This is a genomic window from Micromonospora mangrovicola (assembly GCF_047200535.1).
Taxonomy (GTDB): Bacteria; Actinomycetota; Actinomycetes; order Mycobacteriales; family Micromonosporaceae; genus Micromonospora.
The window spans coordinates 1-26,305 of sequence record NZ_JBJZOG010000027.1; the positions used below are offsets into that span (position 1 = coordinate 1).

Below are 26,305 nucleotides of genomic sequence, written 5' to 3' on the forward strand. Positions count from 1 at the left end.
CCAACAAGGAAGACATGGAAGTCCGTCGACACCCCTTCGCTGCCCCGCCCCGAACCGTGGGGGGCGGGGCGCCCCCGGGGCCTCCCCTTGGGCCCCCCGCGGCGTGCGTCGGGCTCAGCCGGCCAGCCGGGCCAGCTCCTCGTCGACGATCGACGGGTCGAGCTTGCGGAACACCGGCTTCGGCGCCGCGAGCGGCCGGCCCACCTCCAGGGGTACGGACTCCCAGCGCGCGCCGACCGTGTAGTCGCCGGTCAGCACCGGGTACGCCGGCCCGCCGTCGAGGTCCTCGACCTCCTCGATCACCGGCATCGGCGCGTGTACGCCGGTGCCGCCGAGCAGCTCGTGGATCTTCTGCGCGGAGTGCGGCAGGAACGGGGTGAGCAGGGTGTTGGCGTCGCTGACCACCTGGAGGGCGACGTGCAGGATGGTGCCCATCCGGGGCTTGTCGTCCTCGCCCTTGAGCTTCCAGGGGGCCTGCTCCGACAGGTACTTGTTGGCCTCGGCGACCACCCGCATCGCCTCGCCGATGGCCTGCTTCTGCCGGTGCTTGGCGATCAGGTCACCGACGGCGGCGAAGCCGGCCTTCGCGGTGGCGAGCAGCGCCTCGTCGGCCTCGGTGAGCCCGGCCGGGTCGACCGGCGGGATCGCGCCGAAGTTCTTCGCCGCCATCGAGACGGAGCGGTTGACCAGGTTGCCCCAGCCGGCGACCAGCTCGTCGTTGTTGCGGCGGAGGAACTCGGCCCAGGTGAAGTCGGTGTCGTTGCTCTCCGGGCCGGCGACCGCGATGAAGTAGCGCAGCGCGTCGGCGTCGTACCGCGCCAGGAAGTCCCGGACGTAGATCACGACCTTGCGGGAGGAGGAGAACTTCCGCCCCTCCATGGTCAGGTATTCGCTGGAGACGACCTCGGTGGGCAGGTTGAGCCGACCCAGCTCGCCCGGCTCGCCGTCCCGGGAGCCCTCGCCGGAGTAGCCGCCGAGCAGCGCCGGCCAGATCACCGAGTGGAAGACGATGTTGTCCTTGCCCATGAAGTAGTAGCTGCGGGCGTCCTTCCCCTCGGCGTCGGCCGACCACCACTTGCGCCACGCGTCCGGGTCGCCGGTGCGGCGGGCCCACTCGATGGACGCGGACAGGTAGCCGATGACCGCGTCGAACCAGACGTAGATCCGCTTGTCGGGCCGGTCGCGCCAGCCGTCCAGCGGGATCGGCACGCCCCACTCCAGGTCCCGGGTGATGGCCCGGGGCTGGAGGTCGTCCAGGAGGTTCCTGGAGAACCGCAGCACGTTGGGCCGCCAACCCTCCCGGGTGTCCAGCCACTGCCGCAGCGCGTCGGCCAGGGCGGGCAGGTCCAGGAAGAAGTGCTCGGTCTCGACGAACTCCGGCGTCTCCCCGTTGATCTTCGACTTGGGGTTGATCAGGTCGATCGGGTCGAGCTGGTTGCCGCAGTTGTCGCACTGGTCGCCGCGGGCGCTGTCGTAGCCGCAGATCGGGCAGGTGCCCTCGATGTAGCGGTCGGGCAGGGTACGCCCGGTGGACGGGGAGATCGCCCCGGTGGTGACCTTGGGGACGATGTAGCCGTTGCGGTGGAGCCCCTGGAACAGTTCCTGCACCACCGCGTAGTGGTTGCGGGTGGTGGTGCGGGTGAACAGGTCGTACGACAGCCCGAGCGCGCGCAGGTCCTCGGCGATCACCCGGTTGTACCGGTCGGCCAACTCGCGCGGGGTGACCCCCTCGGCGTCGGCCTGCACCTGGATCGGCGTGCCGTGCTCGTCGGTGCCCGAGACCATGAGCACGTCGTGACCGGCCATCCGCATGTACCGGGCGAAGACGTCGGAGGGAACGCCGAATCCGGATACGTGGCCGATGTGGCGCGGGCCGTTGGCGTAGGGCCAGGCGACCGCGGCGAGAACGTGACTCATGAGCGTCAAGCCTAGTGATTGCCTCGGGCCGCCCGCGAACCAATAGGGCGCGTCCCACGACCCGCTCCCGACGGCCCGTCCGATTTGTCGCCGACACGCGGCTTGAGCTGCCCGGCCGGCTCCGCCTACCGGTGTGAAATGAACGGCGTGACCAGCAGACGAGCGGCACCGGGCCAGGACGGGCCCCCCGCCGCGGCGACCGGCGAGGCTGGCGTTGCGGCCCACCCGGGCGCGACGCGCGGCGGCTCGGTCGCCCCGCAGCCCCGGCTGGACCCGGAGGGCCCACCGGTCGAGGTGGAGCCGACCACCGGGACGCCGGTGGACGCGGTGCCCCGCCGGGTGCCGGTCCGGCAAACCCGCTGGCGGCTGCCCTCCCCCGCCGGCCCGCCGGACGGCGGCGGCGAGGTCTTCTGGGCGCCGATCGAGAAGGTGCACTGGGACGGCGCCCCGCTGCGGCAGCAACCCCGCAAGGCGGACCGGTCACCGACCCCGGCGTGCCGGCGGGCCCGGACCCGGCGCGGCCACCCGCCGGATCCGCTGCGCGGGCTGGCCGCGCTGATGACGTTGAGCCTGTTGGCGGCCTTCTTCGCCTGGGTCAGCGCGGGGCCGCTCTGGCTGGCGGTGGGGCACTCGACGAACGGGACCGTGCTGATCGCGGACTGTTCGGGCGGCGGCCTGACCCAGCGCTGCCGGGGCGTCTTCGTCGCCGACGCGGAGCGTTTCGTCGCGCACGGCGTACGGGTGAGCGGGGTGCCGGCCGAGCGCAGTGCCACCGGCACCGCGCTGCCGGCCCGGATGACCGGGCCGGACGGCGGCATCGCGTACGCGGACACCGGCGCCGGCGGGCACCTCCGCTGGCTGCTCGGCCTGCTGCTGGTGGCGGCCTGCGCCGCCGGGATCGCCCGGTGGACCGGCGCCACCCGGCTGCCGGACCCCCGGCACCGGCGCTGGGCGGTGGGGGCGGCGCTGGGCGGCCCACTGCTGATCACCGCCGGCTTCCTGGCCGCCGCCTGGTGATCCGGCCCGCCGGGGTCGCCCGCGCACGCCAGGTCGGCCAGGTGGGCGGCGTCCCGGGGCGCCGAAGCCCGCCAGGCCGACGAGGTGGCGACGCACGTCAGGCGTGCACGACCCCGTACACCTCACGGCGGCGTAGCCCGTACTCGGTGGCGACCTCGGTGACGGCGTCGCGGCGGGACAGCCCGGCCGCCTCCCGCTCGGCCACTGCGGCGCGCAGCGTGTCGTCGTCGGGCCGGGTCGCGGCGGCCGGCGGCGCGCCGGCCACGACCAGGGTGATCTCGCCCCGGGGGTCCCCCTCGGCGGCCCACTCGGCCAGCTCGCCCAGCGGCCGACGGACCACCTCCTCGTAGGTCTTGGTCAGCTCGCGGCAGAGCGCGGCGGGCCGGTCCGGGCCGAAGGTGGCGGCCAGGTCGGCCAGCGCACCGGCGATCCGGTGCGGCGCCTCGAACAGCACCAGGGTGCGTTCCTCGGCGGCGAGGGCGCGTAGTCGGGACCGCCGGGCGCCGGGTGTGCGGGGCAGGAAGCCCTCGAAGCAGAACCGGTCGCAGGGCAGCCCGGAGAGCGCCAGCGCGGTGGTCACCGCGCTCGGCCCGGGAGCCGCGGTGACCGGGAGCCCGGCGTCGATCGCGGCCCGGACCAGCCGGTAGCCGGGGTCGGAGACGCTGGGCATGCCACCGTCGGTGACCAGGGCGATCGTGTACCCGGCGGCGAGCACGTCGACCAGTTCCGGGGTACGCCGCTCCTCGTTGCCCTCGAAGTAGGAGACGATCCGGCCGGGCACGGTGACGTCCAGGTCCCGGGCCAGCCGGGTGAGCCGCCGGGTGTCCTCGGCGGCGACCACGTCGGCGGTGGCGAGCACCTCGCGGAACCGGGTCGAGGCGTCGGCCGGGTTGCCCAGCGGGGCGCCGAGCAACACGAGGCGTCCGACCTCGGACATTTCACCCACTCCAGTGCGCTCCTTCATCGACAGCGGTACCAATCTCGGGGACGACAGGCGCCACCGGGCACCTTCGCAGCCTACGATCGCCGGGTGACGAGTGCGTCGACAGCACAGAGCGCGAGCGCGGGTCGGGCCGGATCGGACCGGACGACCGCCGACCAGACCACCGCCGACCAGGGCGCCGGGACCGTGACCACCGGCGCGGGCGGGGTTCCGGCCGTCGTCCGCCGGCGGCTCGCCACGGTCGACGCCCGCCTCGACGGGCACGCCTGGCTGGCCACCACGGTCGTCGTGGCGATCGCGGCGATCCTGCGCTTCGTCGGCCTCAGCGGCCCGCCGGGCAAGATCTTCGACGAGATCTACTACGCCCGGGACGCGTACGGGCTGATCGACCGCGGCGTCGAGTGGAACTACAAGGACGGCGGCCCGTCGTACGTGGTGCATCCGCCGCTGGGCAAGTGGCTCATCGGGCTCGGCGAGTGGGCCTTCGGCTACCAGGACGCGGAGCTGAAGATCTCCGTGCCGGGGCACCTGACGACCACCGCCCCCGAGTTCGGCTGGCGGTTCGCGGCGGCCATCGCGGGCACCCTGTCGGTGCTGATGCTGGTGCGGATCGGCCGGCGGATGTTCCGGTCCACCACGCTGGGCTGCGCGGCCGGCCTGCTGCTCGCCCTGGACGGCTTCCACCTGGTGCTCTCCCGCACCGCGCTGCTCGACATCTTCCTGCTGCTGTTCGTGCTGGCCGCGTTCGGTGCGCTGGTCCTCGACCGGGACGCCCGACGCCGCCGCTGGTCGCGGGCGCTGGACGCCGGGCTCGACCCGTCGGTGCCGGGCCGGGCCGGCCGGCCCCCGTCGACCTGGCGGGACTGGCCGTGGTGGCGGCTGGCCGCCGGGGTCCTGCTCGGCTGCGCCTGCGCGGTGAAGTGGAGCGGGCTGTACTTCGTACCGGCCTTCGCGCTGTTGGTGATCTTCTGGGAGGTCGGCGTCCGCCGGTCCGCCGGGGTACGCCACCCGTGGCGGGACGCCCTGCTCGACGAGCTGCCCTGGCTGCTGCTGGCCGGGGTGCTGATGGTCGGCACCTATGTCGCCACCTGGTCGGGTTGGCTGCTCAGCGACGACGGCTACTACCGGCTGGCCAGCCGGTACCCGAACACCCCGGGGCTGAGCGACACCCCGGTCATCGGCGCGCTGATCAACCTGTGGGAGTACCACAGGGCCGCGTACGGCTTCCACACCCAGCTCGACGATCCGCACAAGTACCAGTCCTGGCCGTGGCAGTGGCTGCTGCTGGGCCGCCCGGTCGCCTTCTACTGGTCTGGCGACGGCAACTGCGGCGCGCCGAGTTGCGCCTCGGAGGTGCTGCTGCTGGGCACCCCGCTGCTGTGGTGGTCGTTCCTGCCCGCGCTGGCCGTGACGGCCTGGCTGGGGTTGGCCCGGCGGGACTGGCGGGCCGGGGCCATCCTGCTCAGCGTGGCCGCCGGCCTGCTGCCGTGGTTCTGGTTCGCCCTCGACAACCGGACGATGTTCTCCTTCTACGCCGCGCCGGCGGTGCCGTTCCTGGTGCTGGCGGTGGTCTACGTGCTCGGGGCGATCGTCACGCCCGCACCGGTCACCGGCACGGCGGCACCGCCGCCGAGCGAGCAGGACGTCTCCGACCGGCGGCTGGTGGGCGGGATCATCGTCGGCGCGTACGTGCTGCTGGTCGCCCTCTGCTTCGGCTACTTCTACCCGATCTTCGTGGGCCGGCTGATGACGTACGCGGACTGGTCCGCCCGGATGTGGCTGGACGGGCGCTGGATCTGACCCGCGCCCGGAACCGCACGTCGCGGCCCGGTGGCACGTCCACCGGGCCGCACTGCTTGGCGGAAGGGGCAGGCGGGGCGCATCCGCGGCCGGCCGGCGGGCACGAAAAAGCGCGCCCCGATCGCCTGCCACGGGGGAAGCGGGCGATTGGGGCGCGCAAGAAGAGCTTAACCACACTCTCGCACTCGCACAACGGGTGGCCTTGGGTCAGATTTCCGACGAATGCACCACCCCACAAATGGTTTACACCTTGCAGATAACGGTGGGTTACGCCGCCGAGACATTGCGAACTCTTTACGATTCCGCGGGCGGACCGGCACCCGGAACGCAGCCCCTGATCACGCCGCCAACGCATCGGGTGACTTCGATCTGGCCGCCGGGACCCCACCCGGATGATCTTCCAAAGTGGATCTCACTACACTTCGCCCGGTGATCAACAAGAGACGATCGACAGCCGTCCTTCTCGGACTGTTGGCGACGACCGCGCTGATCGGTCCCACCCCCGTCCGGGCCGACGAAACCGCCGAACCACCCGCCGAACCACCCAAGGTGGAGCTCGTCCTCGACGTGAGCGGCTCGATGCGGGCCCAGGACATCGACGGACGCAGCCGGATCTCCGTCGCACAGCAGGCGTTCAACGAGGTCGTGGACGCGCTGCCGGACGAGACCCAGCTCGGCATCCGGGTGCTGGGCGCCACCTACCGGGGCAAGGACAAGAAGCAGGGTTGCCTGGACACCCAGCAGATCGTGCCGGTCGGGACGGTGGACCGGACCCAGGCCAAGGCGGCGGTCGCCACGCTGCGGCCGACCGGATTCACCCCGGTCGGGCTGGCGCTGCGTTCGGCGGCCCAGGACCTCGGCACGGGCAGCACCGCGCGCCGGATCGTGCTGATCACCGACGGCGAGGACACCTGCGCCCCACCCGACCCCTGCGAGGTGGCCCGGGAACTGGCCGCGCAGGGCACCAAGCTGGTCGTCGACACCCTCGGCCTCGCCCCCGACGAGAAGGTACGCCGGCAGCTGCTCTGCATCGCCGGGGCGACCGGCGGCACGTACACGGCGGCGCAGAGCGCCGACGAGCTGACCGGCCGGATCAAGCAGCTCGTCGACCGGGCCCGGGACACCTACACCGCCGCCCCGACCGTGGTCGGCGGATCAGCCGAGTGCGGCAACGCGCCGCTGCTCGGCCCGGGCGTCTACACCGACCGGGAGGCGTTCTCCGAGCACCGCTGGTACCGGGTGCCGGTCCGCCCCGGCCAGGAGCTGCGGGCCTCGGTCAGCATCGCGCTGGACCGACCGGTCAATCCCGACTACGGGGTGCTGCTGCGGGCCACCGCGCCGGACGGGCGGGAACTCGTGCGGGGCGTCGACGCCGGCAGCGGGCGCACCGACGTGATCTCCGCCGGCCTGCGCTGGTCGGGGACGGAGGAGACTCCCGAGCCCACCCCGAGTGGCACGGTGACCGCGCAGACCGTCTGCCTGGTGGTCAGCAACGCCTTCGCCGCCCGGCCGGGTACCGAGGCCACCCCGGGCCTGCCCGTGGAGCTGACGGTCGACGTGGTCGCCGCGTCCCCCGCCCCGGACGGGCCGGATCTCGGCCGCGGCTGGGCCCTGCTGCTCCTGCTCACCCTGGCCGGGCTGGTCACCGGGCTGGTCGCCGGGCTGCTCACCCGCTGGTGGGTCGCCACCTGGAGGGAGAACTGAGGATGCGTACGCTGATCCGCTCCGCCGCGGCACTGGCCGCCACCGGGCTCGCCCTCGCCCCGGGGGCCGCCTCGGCCGCACCCACCCCGTCGCCGGGCGCGGCCACGGTCACCAAGGCCGGCACCTCGTTCCTGACCGCCACCGCCATCACCGCCGGGCAGCCGGTGCGGGTGGGCGCCTCGACGGGTGACCACCTCTACTGGTCGTTCCGTGCCGAGGCCGGTCAGGTACACGAGATCGCCGCGGCGGTCTCGTTCCCGAAGGGCCGCACCGGCGCGTCGACCTGGACGGTGGACGTCTTCGACGGGCTGCGCCGCCGGCAGGCGTGCACCGCCGGGGCGCAGACCCCCACCGCCGACGCCTCGGCGACCAGCGTCGCTCTGGGCTGCACGCTCCGCCGGGTACGCCCCTGGGCCGAGCCCTGGTCGGGTGACCCGCTGCCCGGCACCTACTACGTCCGGCTCTCGGTGACCGACCTGCCCGAGTCGGACCTGGGCCTGCCGATCGACGTGGACCTGCTGGTCGACGCGGACGGCGAGGGTGGCACGTCGGGCGACGACGGCCGGCTGGCGGCACCCCTGGTGCCGAACACCCGAGCCGGGACGGTGCTCACCGCCGAACCGACGCCGGAGCCGGTCGCCGAGGAGCGGACCGACCTCACCGCCTGGCTGCCGGAGGCCGGCTCGCGCTGGGTCTGGACCACGGTCGGCGGCGTGCTCGCCGCCGTGGCAGGCGTGGTCGGTTTCGCCCTCACCCGGCGACCCCGCCGGCCCTGACCCGCCGTCGGTGGCCGCCGCGAACCCGAGCGCGGCGGCCACCGACGGCCACGATCAGGCGGTACGCGGACGCCGCGGCACCCAGCCGATGAACCGGTCCTGGAGCATGGCGGTCGGCGCGGAGCGCAGGTCGTCGGAGGCGGCGGCCAGGCAGGAGCCGAGGTAGACGCTCAGCGAGGCCCGATCCGCCTGGTACTCGTCCAGCAGGCGGCTGCGCTTCGTGGCGCAGGGCCAGTCCTGGCCGCAGGAACCGCAGGTCCAGTCCGGAGTGACCGGAGCGTGCTCGTCCGGCCGCGGTTCCATCGCCTCGGCACCACGCGTCATCGCACTCCCTCTCGCCTGTGGACGGACCGAACCCCCGTATCCCCCTGAAGCGCCCCGAAACTCTCCGGCGTTACGTCGTTGCGGTACGTTCACCTCCGTGCGTGATCTCCTGCCGCCGGCGGTCGCGGTGGCGGTGGCCGGCCCCGACGACTGGTCCGGCGAGCTGCTCCCCGCCGAGCATGCGTGTCTGGGCGACCGGGCGACACCCGGGCGGCGCCGTGACTTCACCGCGGGCCGGGCGTGCGCCCGCCGGGCGCTGACCGGGCTCGGCCTGCCGCCCTCGCCGGTGCCCTCGGCGCCCGACCGCTCCCCGGCCTGGCCGGCGGGCGTGGTCGGCACCATCACCCACACCCGGGACTACTGCGCGGCGGCCGCCGCCCGCGCCACCGAGCTGCGCTCCGTCGGCATGGACGCCGAGCGCCACCGGGCCCTCAGCCCGGGCGTACGCCGGAAGGTCTGCCTGCCCGAGGAGGAGTCGGAGCTGACCCGGCTGCCCGCCGGGATTCCCTGGCCGACCGTGCTGTTCAGCGTCAAGGAGACCGTCTACAAGGTCTGGTGGCCGATCGTCGGGGCCTGGCTGGACTTCCACGACGCGCGGGTGACCCTCGACCCCGACGCGGGCACGTTCACCGCCCGGATCGCGCCCGCCCGGCTCCACTCCGCACCGGTGGCCGATTGTCCGGCATCGATCGACGGCCGGTTCGCCGTCGACGCCGATCTGGTGCGCAGCGCCGCCGTTCTGGTACGGGAGTGAGGGCCACGCGGTCAGCTTGGCGGCAGCTTGTACCGTCGTTCCGACTGAAGATCTTCGAAGGCGCCCAAGGAGTACGGTGAGCCACCCTCAGCCTCCGTTCGGATCGCAGGACCCGAACCAGCAGCCCCAGGAACCGCCGACGCAGCCGTTCCCCACCGCGCCGATGCCTCCAGTGCCCGGCAACCCGTACGCGCCGCCGCCGGCTGACCCCTACGCGCCGCCGCCGACGTCGGGCGCGCCGTACCCGCCGCAGCCGCCGACCCAGCCGGATCCGTTCGCGCCGCTGCCGCCGACCTCTGGGGCCCCGTACCCGCCGCAGCCGCCGACCTCCGGTGTGCCGTACCCGCCGCCGGCCGCCCCGGGTGGCGGGTACCCGCCGCAGCCGCCGGCCCCCGGCGCGCCGTACCCGCCGCCCGGACAGTTCCCGCCGGCGCCGGGGGCGTACCCGCCCGCGCCGGGCCAGCCGTTCGGCGCGCCGCCGGTCAAGAAGTCCAACAAGGGCCTCTGGATCGGGCTGGGCGTCGGGGCGCTGGTCCTGCTGCTGCTCTGCTGCGGCGGCGGCGTCTTCGCCGTCTACAGCGGGGGCAAGAAGGCGCAGGAGGCGATCGACAGCCTGCCCACAACGGCGGCCACCGCCGACCCGTTCGACACCCCCACCCCCGTCGAGTCCGACGCGACGCCGGAAACCCGCCCGACCGACGGCGAGACCTTCAACATGAAGCCGGGCGACACGCTGATCATCAACGACGACGACGGCACCGTCGAGATCACGCTCAGCAACTTCCGCACCAAGAAGGACGCCTGCCAGGAGTTCATGCCCGGGCCGAAGAAGGGCATGTTCCTGATCGCCGACGTGACCGCCGAGGTCACCAAGGGCACCGGCTCGATCAACCCGTTCTACTTCCGCTGGAAGGGCGCGGACGGCAGCGAGGAGAGCGGCATCTCCGGCGCGTTCTCCGGCTGCGGCAAGCTGCTCAGCTCGGGCAACAACCTGCGGGCCGGCACCAAGCGCACCGGCCAGCTCGTCCTCGATGTGAAGGACACGAACGGCGTGGTCGAGTACCAGCACAACTTCCGGCCCGCCGGCTCCTGGAAGCCCTGAGCCGAGCCACCCCGCGACGGCGATCCGGCGCACCAGGTCCCGGACCAGCGCGCGGTGATCTTTCACGCCGGGACCGCGGCGAACTCGTCCGCGTACCGGAGGGCACGCGCGGTGGCGGCCGGCGTGGCGGGCAGCAGGGGTGGGCGGACCGCCGGCGTCGGGATCCGACCCCGGGCGTGCAGCACCGCCTTGATCACCGCCGGGTTGGGCTCGGCGAAGAGCGCCCGGGAGAGGGTGGCGAGCCGGTGACCGAGCGGCCGGGCGCGGGCCACCTCCCCGGCCCGCCAGGCCGCGACCAGCGCGGCGTAGTCGGCCGTGGCGACGTGCGCCGAGGCCAGGATGCCGCCGTGTGCGCCGAGGGCCAGCAGCGGCGAGACGTACGCGTCGTCGCCGCCGAGCACGGCGAAGCCGGGGGGTACGTCGGCTAGGAGGGCGATGGTGTCCGCGTCGATCCCGCCCACCGCGTGCTTGATCCCGGCCACCCCGGGCAGCTCGGCCAGCCGGCGCAGCGCCTCCGCGGACAGCTCCTGCCCGGTCCGGTACGGCACGTGGTAGACGACCAGCGGCACCGGGGACGCCTCGGCCAGCCGGGCGAAGTGGGCCAGCACCGCCTCCTCGCCCGGCCGCAGGAACGGCGGCACCAGGCAGAGCGCGGCCATGGCCTCGTCATCCCCCAGCTCCCGCAACGCCTCGGCGGTGTGCGCGCCGACCAGGAGCGCGGCCCGGCGTTCCCGGCAGACCCCGGCGACCACGTCGAGCACCGCCCGGCGTTCCCGCTCGCCGAGGGCGTGCGGCTCGGCGGTGGTGCCCAGCGCGACCAGGCCGGCGGCCCCGGCGTCGAGCACCTCGTGGGCGAGGGCGGCGAGACCGTCGCGGGCCACCCCGCCCCGCTCGTCGAAGGGCGTGATCAGCGGTACGTACAACCCGTGCAGCGTCATGCCTCCAGGCTGCGCCCACCGGACCCGTTAGGACCAGTTCCGATTGCTGAACGAATACGTAAGCTCAACTGCATGCTCGACGTTCGCCGCCTGCGGCTGCTGCGGGACCTGGCCCGGCTCGGCACCATCGCCGCCGTCGCCGAGGCGCACACCTACACCCCGTCGGCCGTCTCCCAGCAGCTCGCCGCCCTCCAACGGGAGGCCGGCGTGAGCCTCCTGGAACGGGCCGGCCGCCGGGTCACCCTCACCCCCACCGGCGAGGCGCTGGTCCGGCACACCGAGGTGGTCCTCGCCGCGCTGGAGGCCGCCGACGCCACCCTCGCCGCCGCCCGGGGTGGCCTGACCGGCACGGTACGCATCGGGGCGTACCCGAGCGCGGTGCGTACCCTGCTGCCGCCGGCCCTGGTCGCGCTGGCCCGCGACCACCCCGCGCTGGACCTGATGGTCACCGAACTGGACCCGGTCGACGTGCCGGACGCGCTGCGCGACCGCCGCCTGGACGTGGCCCTCGCGCACGACTACGACGTGGTGCCGACCGCCCCCGATCCCGCGCTCGACTCCACGCCACTGCTGGAGGAGATCGTCTACCTGGCCCTGCCGGCCGCCGTGGCGGGCCGGACGCTGTCGGACGTGCGGGACGCGGACTGGATCCTGGGCAGCCCCGGCACCCTCTGCCACACGGTGGCGCTGCACGCCTGCCGGCTCGCCGGCTACCCGCCGACCGTCCGGCACCACGCCGACGACTTCACCGCGATGCTCGCCCTGGTCGCCGCCGGCCAGGGCGTCGCGCTGGTCCCGGAGCTCGCCGCCGGCCGGCCGCCGGACGGGGTCCGGCTCGTCCCGCTCGACCTGCGGCGACGCACCCGGATCGCGTACCGGAAGGGGGCGGGTGACCACCCGGCGGTGGCGGCCTGCGTCGCGGCGCTGCGCGCCGCCGCCCACGACCGCGGCTGAGCCCCCGCGCGGCTGCCGCCCCCAGGCACCGGCAGCCGCGCGGGGGCGGATCAGCAGACCTTCGAGGTGTAGCCGTGGTCCCAGTTGGCCGGCACACCTTCGCAGTGACTCTGGCGCACAAGCGAGCCGGCTCCGGCATCCGTTGCGACTTTCGGCAACCGGGCTTGCCAGGGCCCGGTGGGCGGTGTATCCGCGCCGCGACGGCGGCAGCCTTCCGCCGTGACCATCCGGCCTGAGTCGGTTCTCGTCGTCGCCCGGACCAAGGGTCTCTCGGGCGGCTACGAACCTGATGTCGCAGCGATTCAACGCCGCCGGCGGCCGCCGTTACCGCGCCGCCAGTACCGCCAGGTCACGTTCGGCGTAACGGCGGTGCTCGATCTCCTCCTGCATGATCACCCGCAGGCACTCGCCGACCGGCTGCGGCGACTCCTCCCAGGCGGCCGGCAGCGGGCCCGGGCAGATCCGGTCCAGTTCTTCGTCGGTGAGCCGGTCCACGATGCCGCGCACCAGCGCCATCCGCCCGGCGCGCACCGCCAGCACCGCCGCGTACGAGGGGCGGGCGTCCCGGTCGAGGTCGAGCGCGGCCTCGTCCTCGGCCGGATAGTCGGTGGGCGGCAGGGCGAGCCGGTGGTACGGCTCCGGATCGCCGACGATCATGTGCCTGGCCCAGAGGTCGGTGGCGAACACGAGGTGCCGCAGGGTCTCCACGAAGGACCATTCCTCGTCGACCCGCTCGTGCCGGGCCGTCTCGGGCAGCCGCTCGGCGCGGGCCACCGTCTCCGCCCAGCGCCGCTCGATCGCCGGGCACGTCGCGCGGTGGTCGTCGGCGGTGCTCATCCGCCGCACCCGCACCCGCTCCGGGTGCCGCCGGTCCAGCTCGGCTGCCACGTACGCGGTGACGTCGACGTCGTTGACGACGAGCCGGTCGAGGTCGCCGGAGATCCGGACGTCGACGAGCGCCGCGCCGCGGATCCTGACCCCGCTCAGGTCGCAGGCCAGGAACCGCGCGCCGGCCAGGTCGACGTCGGTGAACCGGGCGTCACGGAAGTCGTCGGTGTGCTCGTACGTCCCGGCCATCGCGTCATTGTGCGCGCGACCGCCGACAGTTGGATCGGCTGCGCCGACGAACGTCGAGCAGGTCGGCCCGGTCGCCTTCGACGAGGCGACGTACGAACTGCTGGCGGCGGCCCTGCGCGGGTGACGGGTTTCTCCCCGTGCACGGTGGGGACGCGGGTCAGGAGCGGTATCCCGATCGCCTGAGACGGCAGGAGGCGACATGAGTTCCACCGAGCGGACCAAGGACGAACTCGAAGAGGTGGCCGGGCCGGCCCGGGCGCGGATGGGCGACATGACCCGGGCCGAACGGGCCGAGGCGGAACAGGTGATGCAGTTGGACGAGATCCGGGGCGAACAGCCGGGCGAGCACGTCCAGAAGGACGCCCGGGACGCCCGGGACGACTTCACCACCTGACCGTCCGCCACGTCGACACATCCGGGCCCGGTCGGGGCTGACCATCGTCGGTCCCGGCCGGGCCCCGCCCTCAGGTCGTCAGTAGCCCCGGAACACCCCGAGGTCCACCGGGAACCCGTACGTACGTACCGGATCCTCGGCGGGCGCCTCGCGGTGGCCGCCGGCGGAGTTCGCGCTGAACGTGGCCTCCTCGTCGGTCGGGAAGGTCGCGGTCAGCTCGCCGTACGCGTCGACCGGGCCGCAGCTGTCCGTCGGGAGGGCGGCGTCACCCGGCTGGGCGGACGAGCAGGCGTCCTGGTTGTCGTAGGTCGGGCCCAGGTAGGCCGTCCCCGTGCTGCTGCGGTGGACCGACGCCCGGGGGGTCACCGTCGTCCTGGCGGTCGGCGTGGTGCCGGGGAGCGAGACCTGCACGGTGACCGACTGGCTCGCCCCCGGGCGCGTGGTGTCGCCGGGGAACGTCACCGTGTAGGTGTTGGCCCCACCGACCTGCGGCGCGTCGGAGAAGGAGAACGTCCCGTTCGCAGCGGTGCTGACCTCGGGCAACGGGCGGCTGCCGAGAAGGTCCTGCTGCACCACCCGCAGCGTCGACGGCCCGGTCCCGTCGGGGAACGTCAACGTGCCGCTGACGGTGAGCGGCGCGGTACGGGTGCTCGTCGGCGGCGCGGACAGCAGGAGCGAGGTTCCGCCGGTGCCGAAGTCGCTCAGTCGACGCAGGGCGGGGTTCTTCCCGTCCGGATCGGTGCTGACGACGTAGAGCGTGCGGCTGTCGGCGCTGACGGCGAGCCCCTGCCGGTCGAGGTGGCTGCCTGGTGGGAGGACGTACCGCCGGACCAGGGTCCCGTCCGGCCGCTCGACGTGGATCGTGCCGCTCTCGCTCGCGCCGAGGACCACGAACGCGCCGTCCGGGGACGTCGTCACGGCGGTCGCCCAGCTTCCCGAAGGATAGGTACCGGCCGGCGACAGGTCCGTCGTCGAGTACGCCACATGCTCGGTGGCCACCAGGCGGGAACTCGTCTGCGGGTCCCACAGGTAGGAGCAGCCCAGGATCACCCGGTCGGCCGTCAGCGCGGCGTTGTGCAGACCGGTGCAGGTCTCTCCCGCCAGCGACGCCACCTGCGACGGCGTGCCGGACGAGACGTCGTACAGGCTGGGTTCGCCCGAGATCGGAAAGGAGACGCTGGAGCGGTTGACCAGGAGCAGCAGGTTCGGGCTGGCCGGCGTGCTGCGGAGCAGCGGCGGGTAGTAGTACGTGCCGGCGAGCGGCAGGTCCAGGGCGAGCACCGGCGTCGCCCCGCGCAGGTCGAGCGATCCCAGCTTGCCCTTTGCGGACTGGCATCCGTACCCGAGGTAGAGCTTCCCGCCCGCCGGCGTCAGCCAGGTCGGGCAGCTGCCGGCGCCGATGCTCCAACGCTGCGTCTCGGCCAGCGTGGTGGTGTCGATCGCGGCGACCGCGCCCGCGTCGGCGAGGGCCACGTAGAGCTTCGAGCCGTCCACACTCAACGCCATGCCGCTGGCGCCCGGCAGGTCCGGGATGGTCCGCTGCGCGCCGCCGGACAGATCCGTCACCCGGACACCCGACCGCTGGCGCCCGAGGCTGAAGAACAGGTGACCGTGGGCCGAGTCGACCATCATCTCCGCGTACGTCTCGATGCCGAGCCCGGTCGCGCCGTCGGCGTACGCCGCCCCGGCACCCAGCGGCGACACGACGCCGCAGGCGGCACCGAGCGCCGCGACCATCAGGCGCGCGATGAACTTCCGCACGTCCCGCCTCCCCCCGTTGAACAAGATCGAGACGAGCGTAGGGGGCGGCCGGCGTGAGGGGAAGCCGACCGAAGATCTTCTAAGTCGCCGGGGGAGCCACCGACCGTCCACCCACCTCGGGGTGGCTGCCGGACCCGACCCCCGCCCCCTAGCCGGGAACGCGGCCGCATCGTGGTGCGGCCGGGCTGCTTCTGGGGTCGCGGACCCCGCCGGTCGCGGGGGTCACATCGGCTGCGGCCGAGTCGATGGCGGCCCCGTTCCTGCTGGTAGAGGCACTTCCGGCAGCGCCACGGAAACAGCCGGCACCGGCGGGCCGGCACCGCGGCGACCGGTCACCGCCAGCCCGACCCAAAGCAGCAATCTGCGCGAAGACACCGCCCTGGACCCCCACCATCCTGAGGTCCGGTGCCGGGCCGGGAGCCGACGGGTCGACGGCGACGAGCATCCAGAGCGTCTGGAGGAGACGAGTGATCAAACTGATGCGACGTGCCGGTGTCGTGCTGGTGGCCGCCGCCGTGGCGGTCGGGGTCGCGGCGGTGCCGGCCAGCGCGCACGTGGTGACCACGCCCAACACCGCGGACACGATGTTCTTCCACACCGCCTTCCGGGTCGGGCACGGGTGCGCCGGCTCGCCGACGACCGCCGTACGGGTGCAGATTCCCGAGGGCGTGCACCTCGTCACCCCGGATCCCGTGCCCGGCTGGACCGTCCAGGTGACCCGGGAGTACGGCAGCGGCGTCGGCTTCGGCCGCATCACCGAGGTGGCGTGGGTCGGCGGCCCGCTGCCCGACCACGACGTCCAGCTCTACGGTCTGGGCTTCCTGATCGACCGGACGGCGCCCGAGGTGCTGTGGTTCCCGACCGTGCAGGAGTGCGAGGTCGGCGAGAGCGACTGGGTGCAGATTCCGCCCGGCATCGAGGAGTGGCACAGCGTCCCGAACCCGGCCCCGTACGTGATCAACACGGCCTGGTAGCGCGACCGGCGGCCGGGCCGCCGATCAGGGGCACCAAGATCGGCGTCCGGGACCGGATGGCGTCCGCCATCCGGTCCGGGCCGGCGTCCCCGGGCGCTGCCCATCAGGTACACCGCCTCCTCACCTGGAGGCGGTCCGGACCCGTGGCGCGCGATCGACATCCTGAGTGGACCTCGCCGGAACCGGTGCCCCGAGGGTGGAAAGGCCCAGCGGTGTCGGTGGCCCCTGCGAAGATCCGGACATGGGTGCGACAGCCTCGGACTACACCTGGTTCTCCGATCGCCTTCCCGGCCTGGCGGAGGCATACTGCTTGACCCTCGTCAAAGGGCTGACGCCTGCGGGGCTGCTGGACCGGCTGGGCGCAAGATACCAGTGCCGCGTCACTGGTGCCGAGGCACTGCTCGATCCCGCGCACCAGGCGTGGGAGGAGCATGAGAGCGACCGGATGTTCGTCGCCGTGACCGCAATCGGTGAGTGGGTACTCGTCGTCGAACCCAACGGCTACCTCGGCACCCTCGACAAGGCGATCATTCCGCTCTCGAAGGGCACCCGGCTCGTGTCCCACTTCCGCAACGTCAACGCGGTCGATCACTTCTTCTGGCTTGATGACGGGGACCTTCGCCTGCACTTCGAGCCGCTGTTCCCGACGAGCCGGGACGGAAGCGACCCCGACGGCCTGGTGGAGGTGATGCGGCAGGTGGGTTTCGATCTCAGCGAGGATGACGACGCCAGCTACGAGCTGCACACCGAGGCGGCGTTCGCCCTCGCGGAGCACCTGACCGGAGTCCGACTCACGCCGGAGCTGCTGGAAACCGCGACATACATCTGCGGCACCGCCCCCGCACCCGGCGGGTGAACAGAGTCGTGGCTTGGTTTGGCCCTGGGTCGAGCTGCCGTACAGGGCGAAAAAGGCCGTCCCCTACACGGAAAACGGCCTCTCAACTGGGTGGAGCTGAGGGGATTTGAACCCCTGACCCCCTCGATGCGAACGAGGTGCGCTACCGGTCTGCGCCACAGCCCCTCCGCTGGCGTACCAGCGTCGGTCCCACCCGGCATGCACCGGGCGGGCCGGCGACAAGGCTAACAGGTCCGGTCCCTCCCACGCGAACCGACCCACGGGATGTGGAGATCTTGGCAGGAGAAGGCCCCCAGGAGGGCCGAAACCTACCAAAATCTCCAAACCGCTGCCCGCCGCCACCGGCCAAGACGGTCAGGCGGGAACGTAGGCGAGGTTGAGGACGCCGCTCTTGAACGTCTCGTGGCTCACCAGGCGCAGCGGGTAGGTGGGCATCTCCTCGAAGAGCCGCTGGCCGCTCCCCACGGCGATCGGGTGCACCAGCAGCCGCAGCTCGTCCAGCAGGCCGTTGGCCAGCAGCCACCGGACGGTGGTGGTGCTGCCCGACATGGCGATCTCGCCGTCGTGCTGTTCCTTGATCTCCCGTAGCCGCGCCGCGACGGAGTCGCCGGAGAGCAGGGTGGTGTTCTGCCAGGTCGCTTCGGTGAGCGTGTTCGACAGGACGTACTTCGGCACCGAGTTGATGAATGTCGCGAAGTCGGAGTCGAAGCCCCCGGCGTGGTTTGGCCAGTACTCCACCCACTCCTGGTACTGCCGGCGCCCCATCAGGAACGCCGTCGCCCGCTCCACCCCGTGGCCGACGGCGGCGCCCATCTCGTCGTCGAAGTAGGGGAAGTGCCACTGGTCGGGCCGTTCCACGACACCGTCGAGCGAGATGAAGAAGTTCGACACGATCCTGGCCATGATGCGCTCCCTGTGCGTCGGTGGCGGCCGGCCCTGCGCCGGCCTTCACCAATCCGTCGAACGGCGCCGCCCGGATTCGACAGCCCGCGGCAGCGAATTTCAGGCGCCGCGGCCGGACTGGTAGGGCCGGCCGCGTAGGCCACCAGACCGGCGGTAGGAGACCGAGCCGCCGCTCGCCGCGGACGGCAGGTCCGCCGGCCGGTCCAGGCCCATCGCGGTACGCCGGACCGCCTCGCGCTGGGCGGCCAGCCGCCGCTGCGCCTCCCGCCGGGCCGCGGCGCGCCGGGCCTGCTCGCGGCGCACCTCGGCTTGGCGGGCGGCCAGCCAGGCGGCCTCCCGGGCCTCCGCACGCCGCCGCCGGCGTTCGGTCAGGGCCCGCTGCCGGAGGTGTACGACGTACGCCACGAGCAGTGTGCCGGTGACCGAGACGCTGATCCAGAACCCGGGGCTGACCAGCACCACGCCGATCAGCTCGACGAAGTTGAGCAGCAGCAGCGCGGCGAGCACCCGGCGGCGGCGGTAGATCGCCGGGGTGTGGCGGCGCCTCGGGGGGTGCCGTCGGCGGGACTTGCCCGGGGCGGCCGGGACGGGCTGGAGCCGGCCCGAGCGGCGGCGCGCCGGAGGCGCGGAGACCGGCGGGGCCAGACTCCCCGTATCGATGTCTTCACTTAGGGTGATGGTGAGGGAGCGGGGCGGGTGCAGCGGCCGCCGCCCGGGCACGGTGCGCCGCCGACGGCGGCGCTGGAGCACCCGCGCCGTCGACTGCGCCCGCTCCGCCACCAGCCGCTCGGTGGCGTCGTACCGACGAACCAGCGCCGGCGCGAGGGCGAGCAGGCCGGCGGCGGCGAGGACGGCGAGGAGCACCGAGGTCGGCACCCTCACCCCTCCCGTCACCGAATTCGGGGCGAGCGCCGCCTGGCCGCAACTTGTTCCGTCGCCCGTCGTTCATGGCGCAGATCTTGCGGTCCCCGCAGCGCTTGCCACAGCTTGCAGTTACTTGAGGTTACGGGCCGCCGACCCGGTTCCCCGGAAGCCGCGCCGGGCGTGGCGGGCGGGACGGTTCACCCTCGACTGTCACGCACGCGGTGCCATCGCGCCAGAAGGCCGCCCTCGGCGGCCACTTCCTCGCTGGTCATCGCGTATCCGATGTGGTCGCGCCAGGCACCGTCGATGTGCATGTAGCGGACGTGGTAGGCCTCCTCGCGGAAGCCGAGCTTCTCCACGACGCGGCGGGACGGCGCATTCTCCGGCCGGATGTTCACCTCGATCCGGTGCAGCCCGCCGGGGCCGAAGGCGTGGTCCACGGCGAGGGCCACCGCGGTGGGGATCACCCCGCGACCGGCCACCCTGGAGTCCACCCAGTACCCGACGTACCCGGAGCAGAACGCCCGGCGGACGATGCTGCCCACGTTGAGGTGCCCGACCAGTTGCTCCCGCCCGTCCTCGCGCAGGCAGACGGCGAACGGCATGCCCTCACCGGTACGCGCCGAGCGCCGCTGGTCGGCGTGGACGTACCGGAACGCGGACGGCGAGTTCAGCTCGTCCCAGCTCCCGGGCAGGTAGGACTCCCATGGGGACAGCCAGGCCCGGTTGGCGCGCCGGATCTCCGACCAGGCCGTCGCGTCGGAGCGCCGGTACGGCCGCAGCACCACCGGACCGTCCACCAGCACCGCCGGCCAGCCGGGCGGCCGCCGGAACATCACCGGGTCGTCCTTCCGTCCGCGACTGCGCGGCCGCGTCCCGGGCGGGCCGCCCCGGACCGCTCGGCCCTCGCGCTCACCGACGCCGGTCCAGCAGGAGCACGTCCACGGTCGAACCGGCGGCGGCGGTGGTGACCCGCTCGCCGAGGACCAGCAGGCCGTTCGCCTCGGCCAGGCCGGAGAGGGTGAACGGGCCGCCGGCGAGCGGCTGGACGGTGTACCCGCCGCCGCGTCGCTCGGCCACGTGCGCCGGACGGAACTCGCGCAGCCCGGTCGGGGACGAGACCGTCTCCAGCAGGTGCGCGCGGACGCTGGGCCGGAACACCGGCTCGGCACCGGCCAGCAGTTGAATGGCCGGACGGGCCAGCACCTCGAAGCCGATCAGCGCCGCGCCGGGCTCACCTGGAAGACACACCACCGGCACCTCCTCGGCGCCGACCGTACCGAATCCGAGGGCCGTTCCGGGATAGAGGGCCACCTCTGTGAAGGTCACCGGTCCGGCGCGGCCACCCTCCCGACGGGACAGGATCCGGCGGACCATGTCGCCGGGGCCGGTGCCGGTGCCGCCGGTGGTGATGATCAGGTCGGCCCGCAGGGTCTGGTCCTCCAGCAGGCCGCGCAGCCCCTCCGGGTCGTCGTCGCAGATCCCCACCCGGTACGCGAGCGCACCCGCCTCGGCCGCGGCGGCGGTCAGCGCGTGCGAGTTGGTGTCCACCACCTGGCCGGGCTGGCTGCCCCGGCCGACGTCGACCAGCTCGTCGCCGGTGGCCACGATGACCACCCGCGGGCTGGGCCGGACCACCACGTGCCCGATGCCGGTGGCGGCGAAGACGGCGACCAGGGCGGGCGAGACGTACGTGCCGGCGCGGGCGAGCAGGGTGCCGGCGGGCAGCTCCTCACCGGCCCGGCGGACGCCGTACCCACGCTTGGGGGCGCGGAAGATCTCCACCGCGGCCATGCCCTGGTCGGTCCACTCCACCGGCACCACCACGTCGGCGCCGATGGGCAGCGGCGCGCCCGCGGCCACGGAGAAGCAGGAGCCGGGGGTGAGCCGGACCGGTCGCCAGCTCGCCGCGCCCAGGTCGCCGACGACGTTCAGCCGGATGCTGCGGCCACCGGGAATACCGGAGGGGGCCGGGACGTAGCCCGGCCCCCGGCTCCCTCCGGAGATGTCCTCCCAGCGCGCGGCGTACCCGTCCACCGCCGCCTGGTCGAAGGCGGGGAACGAGTGCGGCGCGACCACGTCCTCGGCGAGGACGTTGCCGTACGCCTGGGTGAGGTCGAGGTCGAGCGGAGGCAGCGCGCGTAACCTGCGCAGCACGCTGCCCAGGTAGTCGGCGAGCGGCGTCAACCCGTTCGCGGCCGCCTCGGCGTCGGCCGTCGCGGTCATGTATTGGGACCGCCCGACGCGTCGGAGTTGACGAACTCGGTCAGCCACTTGCGGAACTCGGCGCCGAGGTCCTCGCGCTCGCAGGCGATCTGAACCACGGTCTGCAGGTAGCCGAGCGGCATGCCGGTGTCGTAGCGGGTGCCCCGGTAGACGATGGCGTGCACCGGCACCCCCTCGGTACGCAGCAGCTCCATCGCGTCGGTCAGCTGGATCTCGCCGCCGCTGCCCGGCTTCGTCCGCTTGATCGCGTCGAAGATCCGCCCGGGCAGCACGTACCGGCCGAGGACGGCCAGGTTGCTCGGCGCGTCCTCCGGCTTCGGCTTCTCCACCATGCCGGTGACCTTGACGACGTCGCCGATGCCGGTCAGCTCCGACTCGGCCGGCTCGACTGAGGCGATGCCGTACCGGGTGGTCTCGGCCGGGTCGACCTCGAAGAAGGCGAGCACGACGCCGCCGGTGCGGGCCTGCAGTTCCAGCATCGCCGGCAGCAGCGGCTCGGACGGCCTGACGAACTCGTCGCCGAGCAGCACCGCGAAGGGCGCGTCGCCGACGTGCGCCTCGGCGTACCCGACGGCGTGGCCGAGGCCGAGCTGCTCGGGTTGCCGGCAGGTGTAGATCTCGGCTAGGTCCTCGGTGCGCTTGACGGCGGCCAGCAGCTCGGGCTTGCTCGCCAGCCGCTCCTCAAGGTCAGGTCGGCGGTCGAAGTGGTCCACCATGGCCGTCTTGCCACGTCCGGTGATCAGCAGCACGTCGTTGAGGCCGGCCTGGGTGGCCTCTTCGACGATGTACTGCAGGACCGGCCGGTCGACGACCGGCAGCAGTTCCTTCGGGACCGCCTTGGTGGCCGGCAGGAACCGGGTGGCCAGGCCAGCGGCCGGAATGACGGCCTTGACCGCCCGGGAGCGACCGGTCGCGGCGGCCGCTGAGGGGTTCGCTGAGTGCTCCGACATGTCGCGAGACTATCGGCCACGGCTCTGCCGCGGCGGGTGAGGACCGGAAGACGCGCCGCCTTGACCCGCTCCCGCGGCGTCCGGCGCGCCGGCCCGGGGCGTTCCGTCGGACGGGCTGACCGTAACGGCCACCACGGGCATCTCCTCGGCGACGGCCGGCTCCGCAGGCCGGGCCAGCCGGTAGCCGTCCCGGCCGGCGGCCTTGGCGGCGTAGAGGGCGTCGTCGGCGGCGTCGAGGACCTGCTGGCCGGTGGCGGCGTGGTCGGGATAGACGGCGACGCCGATGGAGACGGTCACCGGCACCCGGACCGGCTCCCCGCCGTGCCCGACCACCGGCACCGGATGGTCCCGAACCACCGCGCCGAGCCGCTCGGCGACGATCGCCGCGCCCCGGGCGTCGGTCTCCGGCAGCAGCACCACGAACTCCTCGCCGCCCTGCCGGAAGGCCAGGTCCATCTCGCGGATCTCGCCGCGTACCCGGCGGGCGAACTCGACCAGGACAGCGTCCCCGGCGGCGTGCCCCCAGGTGTCGTTGACGTCCTTGAACCGGTCCAGGTCGAGGGCCAGGACGCTGAGCATCCGGCCGAACCGGTTCGCCCGCTCCACCTCCCGCCGGATCGACTCGCGCAGGTAGCGGTAGTTCCACAGCCCGGTGAGCGGGTCGGTCAACGACAGCCGCTGCGCCTCCTCGTGCACCCGGACGTTCTCCACCGCCACCGCGGCGTGCCCGGCGAAGGTCCGCAGGGTGACCAGATCGTCGTCGTCGAACTCCCCGGCCCCCACCCGGTCGTAGAGGGCCAGCACGCCGAGCGCCCCGGAGCCGGCCGGAGCGGTGTCACCGTCGGTCGGCGGATGCCCGGGCCGGTCCGGGCCACGCCCGCCCAGCTCCCCCGCCCCGGGAGCGGCGAAGGGCACCGCGACGTACGTCTCGCAGGCCGGCTCGCCGGTCGGGGCCCGTGCCGGATCCCACCGGCCGGACCGCGGCTCCCCGGTGGCGGCCACCGCGCCGACCACCCCGGTGCCGACCGGCACCCGCAGCGTCGCCGGGTCGGCGCGGTCGTCGGCGGGCCAGCGCCCGTCCAGCCCTTCGAGGCACCGGCCGACGAGGACGCCGTCCCCGTCGAGCAGCAGCACCGCCCCGGCCCGGGCCCCGGTGGCGGCGATCGCGCTGTGCAGGATCACCCGCAGGATGCGTTGCAGGTCGTGGGTGCTGGCCAGGGTGTCGCCGAGCACCGCGAGGTGGCCGCGCAACTGGTCCCGGCTGGTGGTCAGGGCAACCACATAGCTGCCGGTCTCCCGGGTCATCCGGTTGAACGCGTCAGCGAGCCGGCCGATCTCGTCCCGGCTGCGGACCGGCACCCGGGCGGTCAGGTCGCCGTGTGTCACCTGGTCCACCGCCCCGGCGAGTTCGACCAGGGGGCGGGTGGTCACCCGGGCCAGCCGCCAGGCGACCGCGACGGCCAGCAGCGCGGCCAGCACGACCGCGCCGACCAGGGCGGCGTAGAGGCCCGGCGGTCGTTCCCCGGAGACGGAGAGGACCAGCGGCAACGGCTGCCCCCGGGACGGGCCGACCCGGCGGAGGTACCGGCCCTCGGACTCGATGACCCGGTCCCCGTCGACCGTGCCGGCGGCGGCCAGCACCGCCTCGCGTACCGCTCGGGTCTCGGTGCTGTGGGCGACCCGCTCGGTGCCGGCGGTGTCGTCCAGGAGGGTGACCGCGACCCCGGTCGCCGCGGCGAGCCGGGCGACGAAGGCCGGGTCGACGGGCTGCGCGGCGGCGACCGCGCCGAGGTCGGCGCCGGCGGGGTCGCGGAGCTGGACCCGCACGGCGAGCGCCCGGACCGGGCCGCCGGCCGGCGGGTCGCCCGCGCAGTCCCGCCAGGGTCCGGCCGGGCCGCCGGGAGTGGCGTAGCTGGTCCGGCCGGCGCTGTCGGTGACCCGCACGGCGGCGGCCAGGCCGCGCCCCACCACCTGGTCGGCCGCGCGGGGCCGGGCGGCCGGGTCGGTGACCAGTGCGACGGCGTCGGCCGCCGCGCGGAGCTGCTGGCAGAGGGCGTCCACGGAGGTACGCACCCCGACGGCGGCCAGCTCCAGCCGTTCGGTGGAGCGGCTGCGGTCGAGGGTGGCGATCGTCGAACCGACGAAGAACGCACCGAGCAGGACGGGGCCGAGCACCACCGCGAGGAAGGCTGCCGTCAACCGCCCGCGTAGCGTCAAGCTTCCCCCCGGAAGTTCCGCGCCCCTTGTTGCGATGCTGACACAGAGCGACGGGTAGGCAAGCGTTGCGTCAGGAGTGTTGCGTGCCGGAATTTTCTGATGAAGCGGATGTGCTGCAAAAGGCAAAACGCGACTTGCGAATCGCCCGTCTCGTGCACCGCCGGTCGCTGACCGCACCGCAGCGGGCCGAGGCGGCGGCGCGGATCCAGGCCGAGCTGGTCTCCCTGGTACGCCGGCTGGGTCCGGCCCGGATGACCGCGTACGTGCCGGTCGCCTCGGAGCCCGGCGGGGCAGACCTGCCCGACGTGCTGCGCGCGGCCCTCGCACCGGAGGCGGAGCTGCTGCTCCCGGTGCTCCGGGACGATCTGGACCTGGACTGGGCCGGTTACCCCGGCGCGGGGTCACTACGGGCGGCCGGGCGGGGCCTGCGGGAGCCCGTCGGGCCCCTCCTCGGCCCGGCCGCGGTGGCCGGGGCGGGCCTGGTGGTCGTGCCGGCCCTGGCGGTGGACCGCCGCGGGTTCCGGCTGGGGCGCGGCGGCGGCTCGTACGACCGGGCGCTGGCCCGGGTGCCGGCGACGACCCTGACGGTGGCGCTGCTGCACGACGGGGAGTTCCTCGGGACGGTGCCCGGAGAGGCGCACGACCTTCCGGTGCACGCCGTGATCACCCCCGCCGGCGGGCTGGTCGCGGTGTCGGATGTGGGCCGGGGCTCTTCCGCTGGACGAACCCGGGTCCGATGACGCACCATTGGCACTCGGATAAGTCGAGTGCCAACCGGCCGTGCCAGATCCGGAGGAGAACGTGCCCACGTACCAGTACGCCTGCACCGCGTGCGGCCACCAGCTCGAGGCGGTGCAGTCCTTCTCTGACGAGCCGCTGACCGAGTGCCCCGCGTGCGAGGGACGGCTGCGCAAGCTCTTCAACTCGATCGGCATCGTGTTCAAGGGCTCCGGCTTCTACCGCACCGACTCGCGTTCGTCCGGTTCCGACACCACGACGAGCACCACGAGCAAGCCGGCCAAGTCCGAGTCGTCGTCGACCCCCTCGTCGACCGGTTCGTCCGCCTCGACCGGCGGCTCCGCCACCAAGACGCCGGCCGCGACCAGCTCCTCCTGACACCCACGGCGCCCCGCAGCATCGGAAAAGAGTGGCCATCCGCGCGGATGGCCACTCTTTCTGCGTGCGTCGTCGGTTTCAGGCCCGGATAGCACGTGGCGGGCGCGGTCGGGGGGTTGTCCACAGCTGGGTGGGTCATCCACAGGCTGCGGGCGGCCGGGGACGCGGGCGCGGCTGAACTCCTAGCCTGCTGGCGTCGGTACCGGGCGGCCGGAGGGGTGCGGGTGGTGGGCGAGGAATCTCTGCGGCCGGTGCGCTGGCGCGGGCTCCCGCGGGGCGGCACCCTGCTCCGGGTGGGGCTGGTCGCCGTGCTGCTCGGTCTCGCCGCCGCCGTCCTGTCGACGCCGGCGGGCTGCCCGCCGCCGGATACCGGCCGGGCCGGTTCCGCCCCGGTCCCGCCCCGCCCGACCGGCAGCCCGGCCACCCCGGATTCCGGTCGTCCCACGGCGCTGCCGCTGCCCAGCGGGTCGGTCGGCGTACCGGTCCGGCTGGCCGAGCCGGCCGCCCTCGCGGTGCTCCGCCCGGGCGCCCGGGTCGACCTGCTGGTCGTGCCGGCCGGCGGGGCGGCCGGGGAGGCGACCCTGCTCGCCCCACGGGCGCTGGTGCTCGACGTGGTGGGTGCCGTCGGGGCGGTCGACGGCTCCTCCGCCCTCTACCTGGCGCTGCGGCCGGAGCAGGCGCAGCGGGCCGTCGGCGTGCCGGCGGACAGCCGCTTCGCCGTCGTGGTGCGCGGCTGAT

At 73.8% G+C, this 26,305-nt stretch carries 25 protein-coding genes and 1 tRNA gene; 13 read left to right on the plus strand and 13 right to left on the minus strand.

The genetic code is table 11. The annotated features are described in order from the left end of the window. Positions 1–114: 114 nt before the first annotated feature. Positions 115–1,917, minus strand: coding sequence for a methionine--tRNA ligase (gene metG / locus ACL02O_RS13455; RefSeq protein WP_412818382.1), 1,803 nt, complete (start codon positions 1,915–1,917; stop codon positions 115–117). 138 nt (positions 1,918–2,055) lie between these two features. On the opposite strand from metG, the gene ACL02O_RS13460 reads away from it, so the two are divergent. Beyond that, the gene (locus tag ACL02O_RS13460) at positions 2,056–2,934 is read left to right on the plus strand and encodes a hypothetical protein (RefSeq protein WP_412818383.1); all 879 of its coding nucleotides are present in this window, start codon (positions 2,056–2,058) and stop codon (positions 2,932–2,934) included. Between the two features lie 97 nt (positions 2,935–3,031). Here ACL02O_RS13460 and rsmI read toward each other — a convergent pair whose 3' ends face one another. Continuing rightward, complete coding sequence (gene rsmI / locus ACL02O_RS13465; protein WP_412818384.1) at positions 3,032–3,898, minus strand: 16S rRNA (cytidine(1402)-2'-O)-methyltransferase; 867 nt, start codon at positions 3,896–3,898, stop codon at positions 3,032–3,034. 66 nt (positions 3,899–3,964) lie between these two features. On the opposite strand from rsmI, the gene ACL02O_RS13470 reads away from it, so the two are divergent. From ACL02O_RS13470 to ACL02O_RS13480, 3 genes are all read left to right on the plus strand, one after another. Beyond that, positions 3,965–5,677 carry a dolichyl-phosphate-mannose--protein mannosyltransferase gene (locus tag ACL02O_RS13470; RefSeq protein WP_412818385.1) on the plus strand — a complete coding sequence of 571 codons (1,713 nt, stop codon included), beginning with the start codon at positions 3,965–3,967 and terminating at the stop codon, positions 5,675–5,677. Between the two features lie 429 nt (positions 5,678–6,106). Then, positions 6,107–7,381, plus strand: coding sequence for a VWA domain-containing protein (locus tag ACL02O_RS13475; RefSeq protein WP_412818386.1), 1,275 nt, complete (start codon positions 6,107–6,109; stop codon positions 7,379–7,381). Between the two features lie 2 nt (positions 7,382–7,383). After that, the gene (locus tag ACL02O_RS13480) at positions 7,384–8,157 is read left to right on the plus strand and encodes a peptidase (RefSeq protein WP_412818387.1); all 774 of its coding nucleotides are present in this window, start codon (positions 7,384–7,386) and stop codon (positions 8,155–8,157) included. 54 nt (positions 8,158–8,211) lie between these two features. Here ACL02O_RS13480 and ACL02O_RS13485 read toward each other — a convergent pair whose 3' ends face one another. Next, positions 8,212–8,481: a hypothetical protein gene (locus tag ACL02O_RS13485; protein ID WP_412818388.1), complete on the minus strand. Its 270-nt coding sequence runs from the start codon at positions 8,479–8,481 to the stop codon at positions 8,212–8,214. A gap of 97 nt (positions 8,482–8,578) precedes the next feature. On the opposite strand from ACL02O_RS13485, the gene ACL02O_RS13490 reads away from it, so the two are divergent. Both ACL02O_RS13490 and ACL02O_RS13495 read left to right on the plus strand, forming a co-directional pair. Continuing rightward, positions 8,579–9,235 (plus strand): 4'-phosphopantetheinyl transferase family protein, encoded by a 657-nt coding sequence (locus tag ACL02O_RS13490; RefSeq protein ID WP_412818389.1) that lies wholly within the window; start codon positions 8,579–8,581, stop codon positions 9,233–9,235. Positions 9,236–9,311: 76 nt separating this feature from the next. Continuing rightward, a complete protein-coding gene (locus ACL02O_RS13495) occupies positions 9,312–10,337 on the plus strand; it encodes a DUF4352 domain-containing protein (RefSeq protein WP_412818390.1) in 1,026 nt (341 codons plus the stop codon). 62 nt (positions 10,338–10,399) lie between these two features. On the opposite strand, the gene ACL02O_RS13500 is transcribed toward ACL02O_RS13495, so the two are convergent. Further along, a complete protein-coding gene (locus ACL02O_RS13500; protein WP_412818391.1) occupies positions 10,400–11,275 on the minus strand; it encodes a dihydrodipicolinate synthase family protein in 876 nt (291 codons plus the stop codon). Between the two features lie 72 nt (positions 11,276–11,347). On the opposite strand from ACL02O_RS13500, the gene ACL02O_RS13505 reads away from it, so the two are divergent. After that, positions 11,348–12,229: a LysR family transcriptional regulator gene (locus ACL02O_RS13505; protein ID WP_412818392.1), complete on the plus strand. Its 882-nt coding sequence runs from the start codon at positions 11,348–11,350 to the stop codon at positions 12,227–12,229. Between the two features lie 324 nt (positions 12,230–12,553). Here the strand turns inward: ACL02O_RS13505 and ACL02O_RS13510 are convergent, their stop codons facing one another. After that, the gene (locus ACL02O_RS13510) at positions 12,554–13,306 is read right to left on the minus strand and encodes a DinB family protein (RefSeq protein ID WP_412818393.1); all 753 of its coding nucleotides are present in this window, start codon (positions 13,304–13,306) and stop codon (positions 12,554–12,556) included. A gap of 199 nt (positions 13,307–13,505) precedes the next feature. Here ACL02O_RS13510 and ACL02O_RS13515 point away from each other — a divergent pair, with 199 nt between their 5' ends. After that, entirely contained in the window at positions 13,506–13,700 is a 195-nt protein-coding gene (locus ACL02O_RS13515) for a general stress protein CsbD (RefSeq protein WP_412818394.1), read from the plus strand. Positions 13,701–13,778: 78 nt separating this feature from the next. On the opposite strand, the gene ACL02O_RS13520 is transcribed toward ACL02O_RS13515, so the two are convergent. Further along, the gene (locus ACL02O_RS13520; protein ID WP_412818395.1) at positions 13,779–15,461 is read right to left on the minus strand and encodes a hypothetical protein; all 1,683 of its coding nucleotides are present in this window, start codon (positions 15,459–15,461) and stop codon (positions 13,779–13,781) included. A gap of 467 nt (positions 15,462–15,928) precedes the next feature. Here ACL02O_RS13520 and ACL02O_RS13525 point away from each other — a divergent pair, with 467 nt between their 5' ends. Then, positions 15,929–16,435, plus strand: a complete 507-nt coding sequence (locus ACL02O_RS13525; RefSeq protein ID WP_412818396.1) for a DUF1775 domain-containing protein — start codon at positions 15,929–15,931, stop codon at positions 16,433–16,435. A gap of 241 nt (positions 16,436–16,676) precedes the next feature. After that, entirely contained in the window at positions 16,677–17,291 is a 615-nt protein-coding gene (locus tag ACL02O_RS13530; protein ID WP_412818397.1) for a DUF6461 domain-containing protein, read from the plus strand. A gap of 91 nt (positions 17,292–17,382) precedes the next feature. On the opposite strand, the gene ACL02O_RS13535 is transcribed toward ACL02O_RS13530, so the two are convergent. From ACL02O_RS13535 to ACL02O_RS13565, 7 genes are all read right to left on the minus strand, one after another. After that, positions 17,383–17,456 (minus strand) — tRNA-Ala (locus tag ACL02O_RS13535). Between the two features lie 189 nt (positions 17,457–17,645). Beyond that, on the minus strand, positions 17,646–18,194 hold the full coding sequence (locus tag ACL02O_RS13540; RefSeq protein ID WP_412818398.1) for a dihydrofolate reductase family protein: 549 nt from the start codon (positions 18,192–18,194) through the stop codon (positions 17,646–17,648). A 99-nt stretch (positions 18,195–18,293) separates the two neighbouring features. Beyond that, positions 18,294–19,076: a divisome protein SepX/GlpR gene (gene sepX, locus ACL02O_RS13545; protein ID WP_412818399.1), complete on the minus strand. Its 783-nt coding sequence runs from the start codon at positions 19,074–19,076 to the stop codon at positions 18,294–18,296. A gap of 179 nt (positions 19,077–19,255) precedes the next feature. Continuing rightward, positions 19,256–19,894, minus strand: a complete 639-nt coding sequence (locus ACL02O_RS13550) for a GNAT family N-acetyltransferase (RefSeq protein ID WP_412818451.1) — start codon at positions 19,892–19,894, stop codon at positions 19,256–19,258. Between the two features lie 76 nt (positions 19,895–19,970). Continuing rightward, a complete protein-coding gene (locus tag ACL02O_RS13555) occupies positions 19,971–21,284 on the minus strand; it encodes a molybdopterin molybdotransferase MoeA (RefSeq protein ID WP_412818400.1) in 1,314 nt (437 codons plus the stop codon). Beyond that, positions 21,281–22,234 carry a UTP--glucose-1-phosphate uridylyltransferase gene (locus ACL02O_RS13560; protein ID WP_412818401.1) on the minus strand — a complete coding sequence of 318 codons (954 nt, stop codon included), beginning with the start codon at positions 22,232–22,234 and terminating at the stop codon, positions 21,281–21,283. Before ACL02O_RS13560 ends, ACL02O_RS13555 begins: the two co-directional genes overlap by 4 nt. Positions 22,235–22,243: 9 nt before the next feature. Beyond that, positions 22,244–24,451 carry a diguanylate cyclase gene (locus tag ACL02O_RS13565; protein ID WP_412818402.1) on the minus strand — a complete coding sequence of 736 codons (2,208 nt, stop codon included), beginning with the start codon at positions 24,449–24,451 and terminating at the stop codon, positions 22,244–22,246. An 83-nt stretch (positions 24,452–24,534) separates the two neighbouring features. On the opposite strand from ACL02O_RS13565, the gene ACL02O_RS13570 reads away from it, so the two are divergent. The 3 genes from ACL02O_RS13570 to ACL02O_RS13580 all read left to right on the plus strand — a co-directional run bounded on the left by ACL02O_RS13570 (position 24,535) and on the right by ACL02O_RS13580 (position 26,304). Beyond that, positions 24,535–25,191 (plus strand): 5-formyltetrahydrofolate cyclo-ligase, encoded by a 657-nt coding sequence (locus tag ACL02O_RS13570; RefSeq protein WP_412818403.1) that lies wholly within the window; start codon positions 24,535–24,537, stop codon positions 25,189–25,191. Between the two features lie 40 nt (positions 25,192–25,231). Continuing rightward, positions 25,232–25,567: an FmdB family zinc ribbon protein gene (locus tag ACL02O_RS13575; protein ID WP_459560884.1), complete on the plus strand. Its 336-nt coding sequence runs from the start codon at positions 25,232–25,234 to the stop codon at positions 25,565–25,567. Positions 25,568–25,794: 227 nt separating this feature from the next. Further along, positions 25,795–26,304 carry a flagellar biosynthesis protein FlgA gene (locus ACL02O_RS13580; protein WP_412818404.1) on the plus strand — a complete coding sequence of 170 codons (510 nt, stop codon included), beginning with the start codon at positions 25,795–25,797 and terminating at the stop codon, positions 26,302–26,304. The last annotated feature ends 1 nt before the right edge of the window (position 26,305 follow it).

What these genes read in the sequence shown, in the direction of transcription:
- ACL02O_RS13530 (WP_412818397.1), top strand. Translation starts at nt 16,677, where the DNA reads ATGGGTGCGACAGCCTCGGACTACACCTGGTTCTCCGATCGCCTTCCC.
- ACL02O_RS13515 (WP_412818394.1), top strand. Translation starts at nt 13,506, where the DNA reads ATGAGTTCCACCGAGCGGACCAAGGACGAACTCGAAGAGGTGGCCGGG.
- ACL02O_RS13510 (WP_412818393.1), bottom strand. Translation starts at nt 13,306, where the DNA reads ATGGCCGGGACGTACGAGCACACCGACGACTTCCGTGACGCCCGGTTC.
- ACL02O_RS13500 (WP_412818391.1), bottom strand. Translation starts at nt 11,275, where the DNA reads ATGACGCTGCACGGGTTGTACGTACCGCTGATCACGCCCTTCGACGAG.
- ACL02O_RS13460 (WP_412818383.1), top strand. Translation starts at nt 2,056, where the DNA reads ATGAACGGCGTGACCAGCAGACGAGCGGCACCGGGCCAGGACGGGCCC.
- ACL02O_RS13480 (WP_412818387.1), top strand. Translation starts at nt 7,384, where the DNA reads ATGCGTACGCTGATCCGCTCCGCCGCGGCACTGGCCGCCACCGGGCTC.
- ACL02O_RS13485 (WP_412818388.1), bottom strand. Translation starts at nt 8,481, where the DNA reads ATGACGCGTGGTGCCGAGGCGATGGAACCGCGGCCGGACGAGCACGCT.
- ACL02O_RS13540 (WP_412818398.1), bottom strand. Translation starts at nt 18,194, where the DNA reads ATGGCCAGGATCGTGTCGAACTTCTTCATCTCGCTCGACGGTGTCGTG.
- ACL02O_RS13560 (WP_412818401.1), bottom strand. Translation starts at nt 22,234, where the DNA reads ATGTCGGAGCACTCAGCGAACCCCTCAGCGGCCGCCGCGACCGGTCGC.
- metG (WP_412818382.1), bottom strand. Translation starts at nt 1,917, where the DNA reads ATGAGTCACGTTCTCGCCGCGGTCGCCTGGCCCTACGCCAACGGCCCG.
- ACL02O_RS13550 (WP_412818451.1), bottom strand. Translation starts at nt 19,894, where the DNA reads ATGTTCCGGCGGCCGCCCGGCTGGCCGGCGGTGCTGGTGGACGGTCCG.
- rsmI (WP_412818384.1), bottom strand. Translation starts at nt 3,898, where the DNA reads ATGAAGGAGCGCACTGGAGTGGGTGAAATGTCCGAGGTCGGACGCCTC.
- ACL02O_RS13505 (WP_412818392.1), top strand. Translation starts at nt 11,348, where the DNA reads ATGCTCGACGTTCGCCGCCTGCGGCTGCTGCGGGACCTGGCCCGGCTC.
- ACL02O_RS13555 (WP_412818400.1), bottom strand. Translation starts at nt 21,284, where the DNA reads ATGACCGCGACGGCCGACGCCGAGGCGGCCGCGAACGGGTTGACGCCG.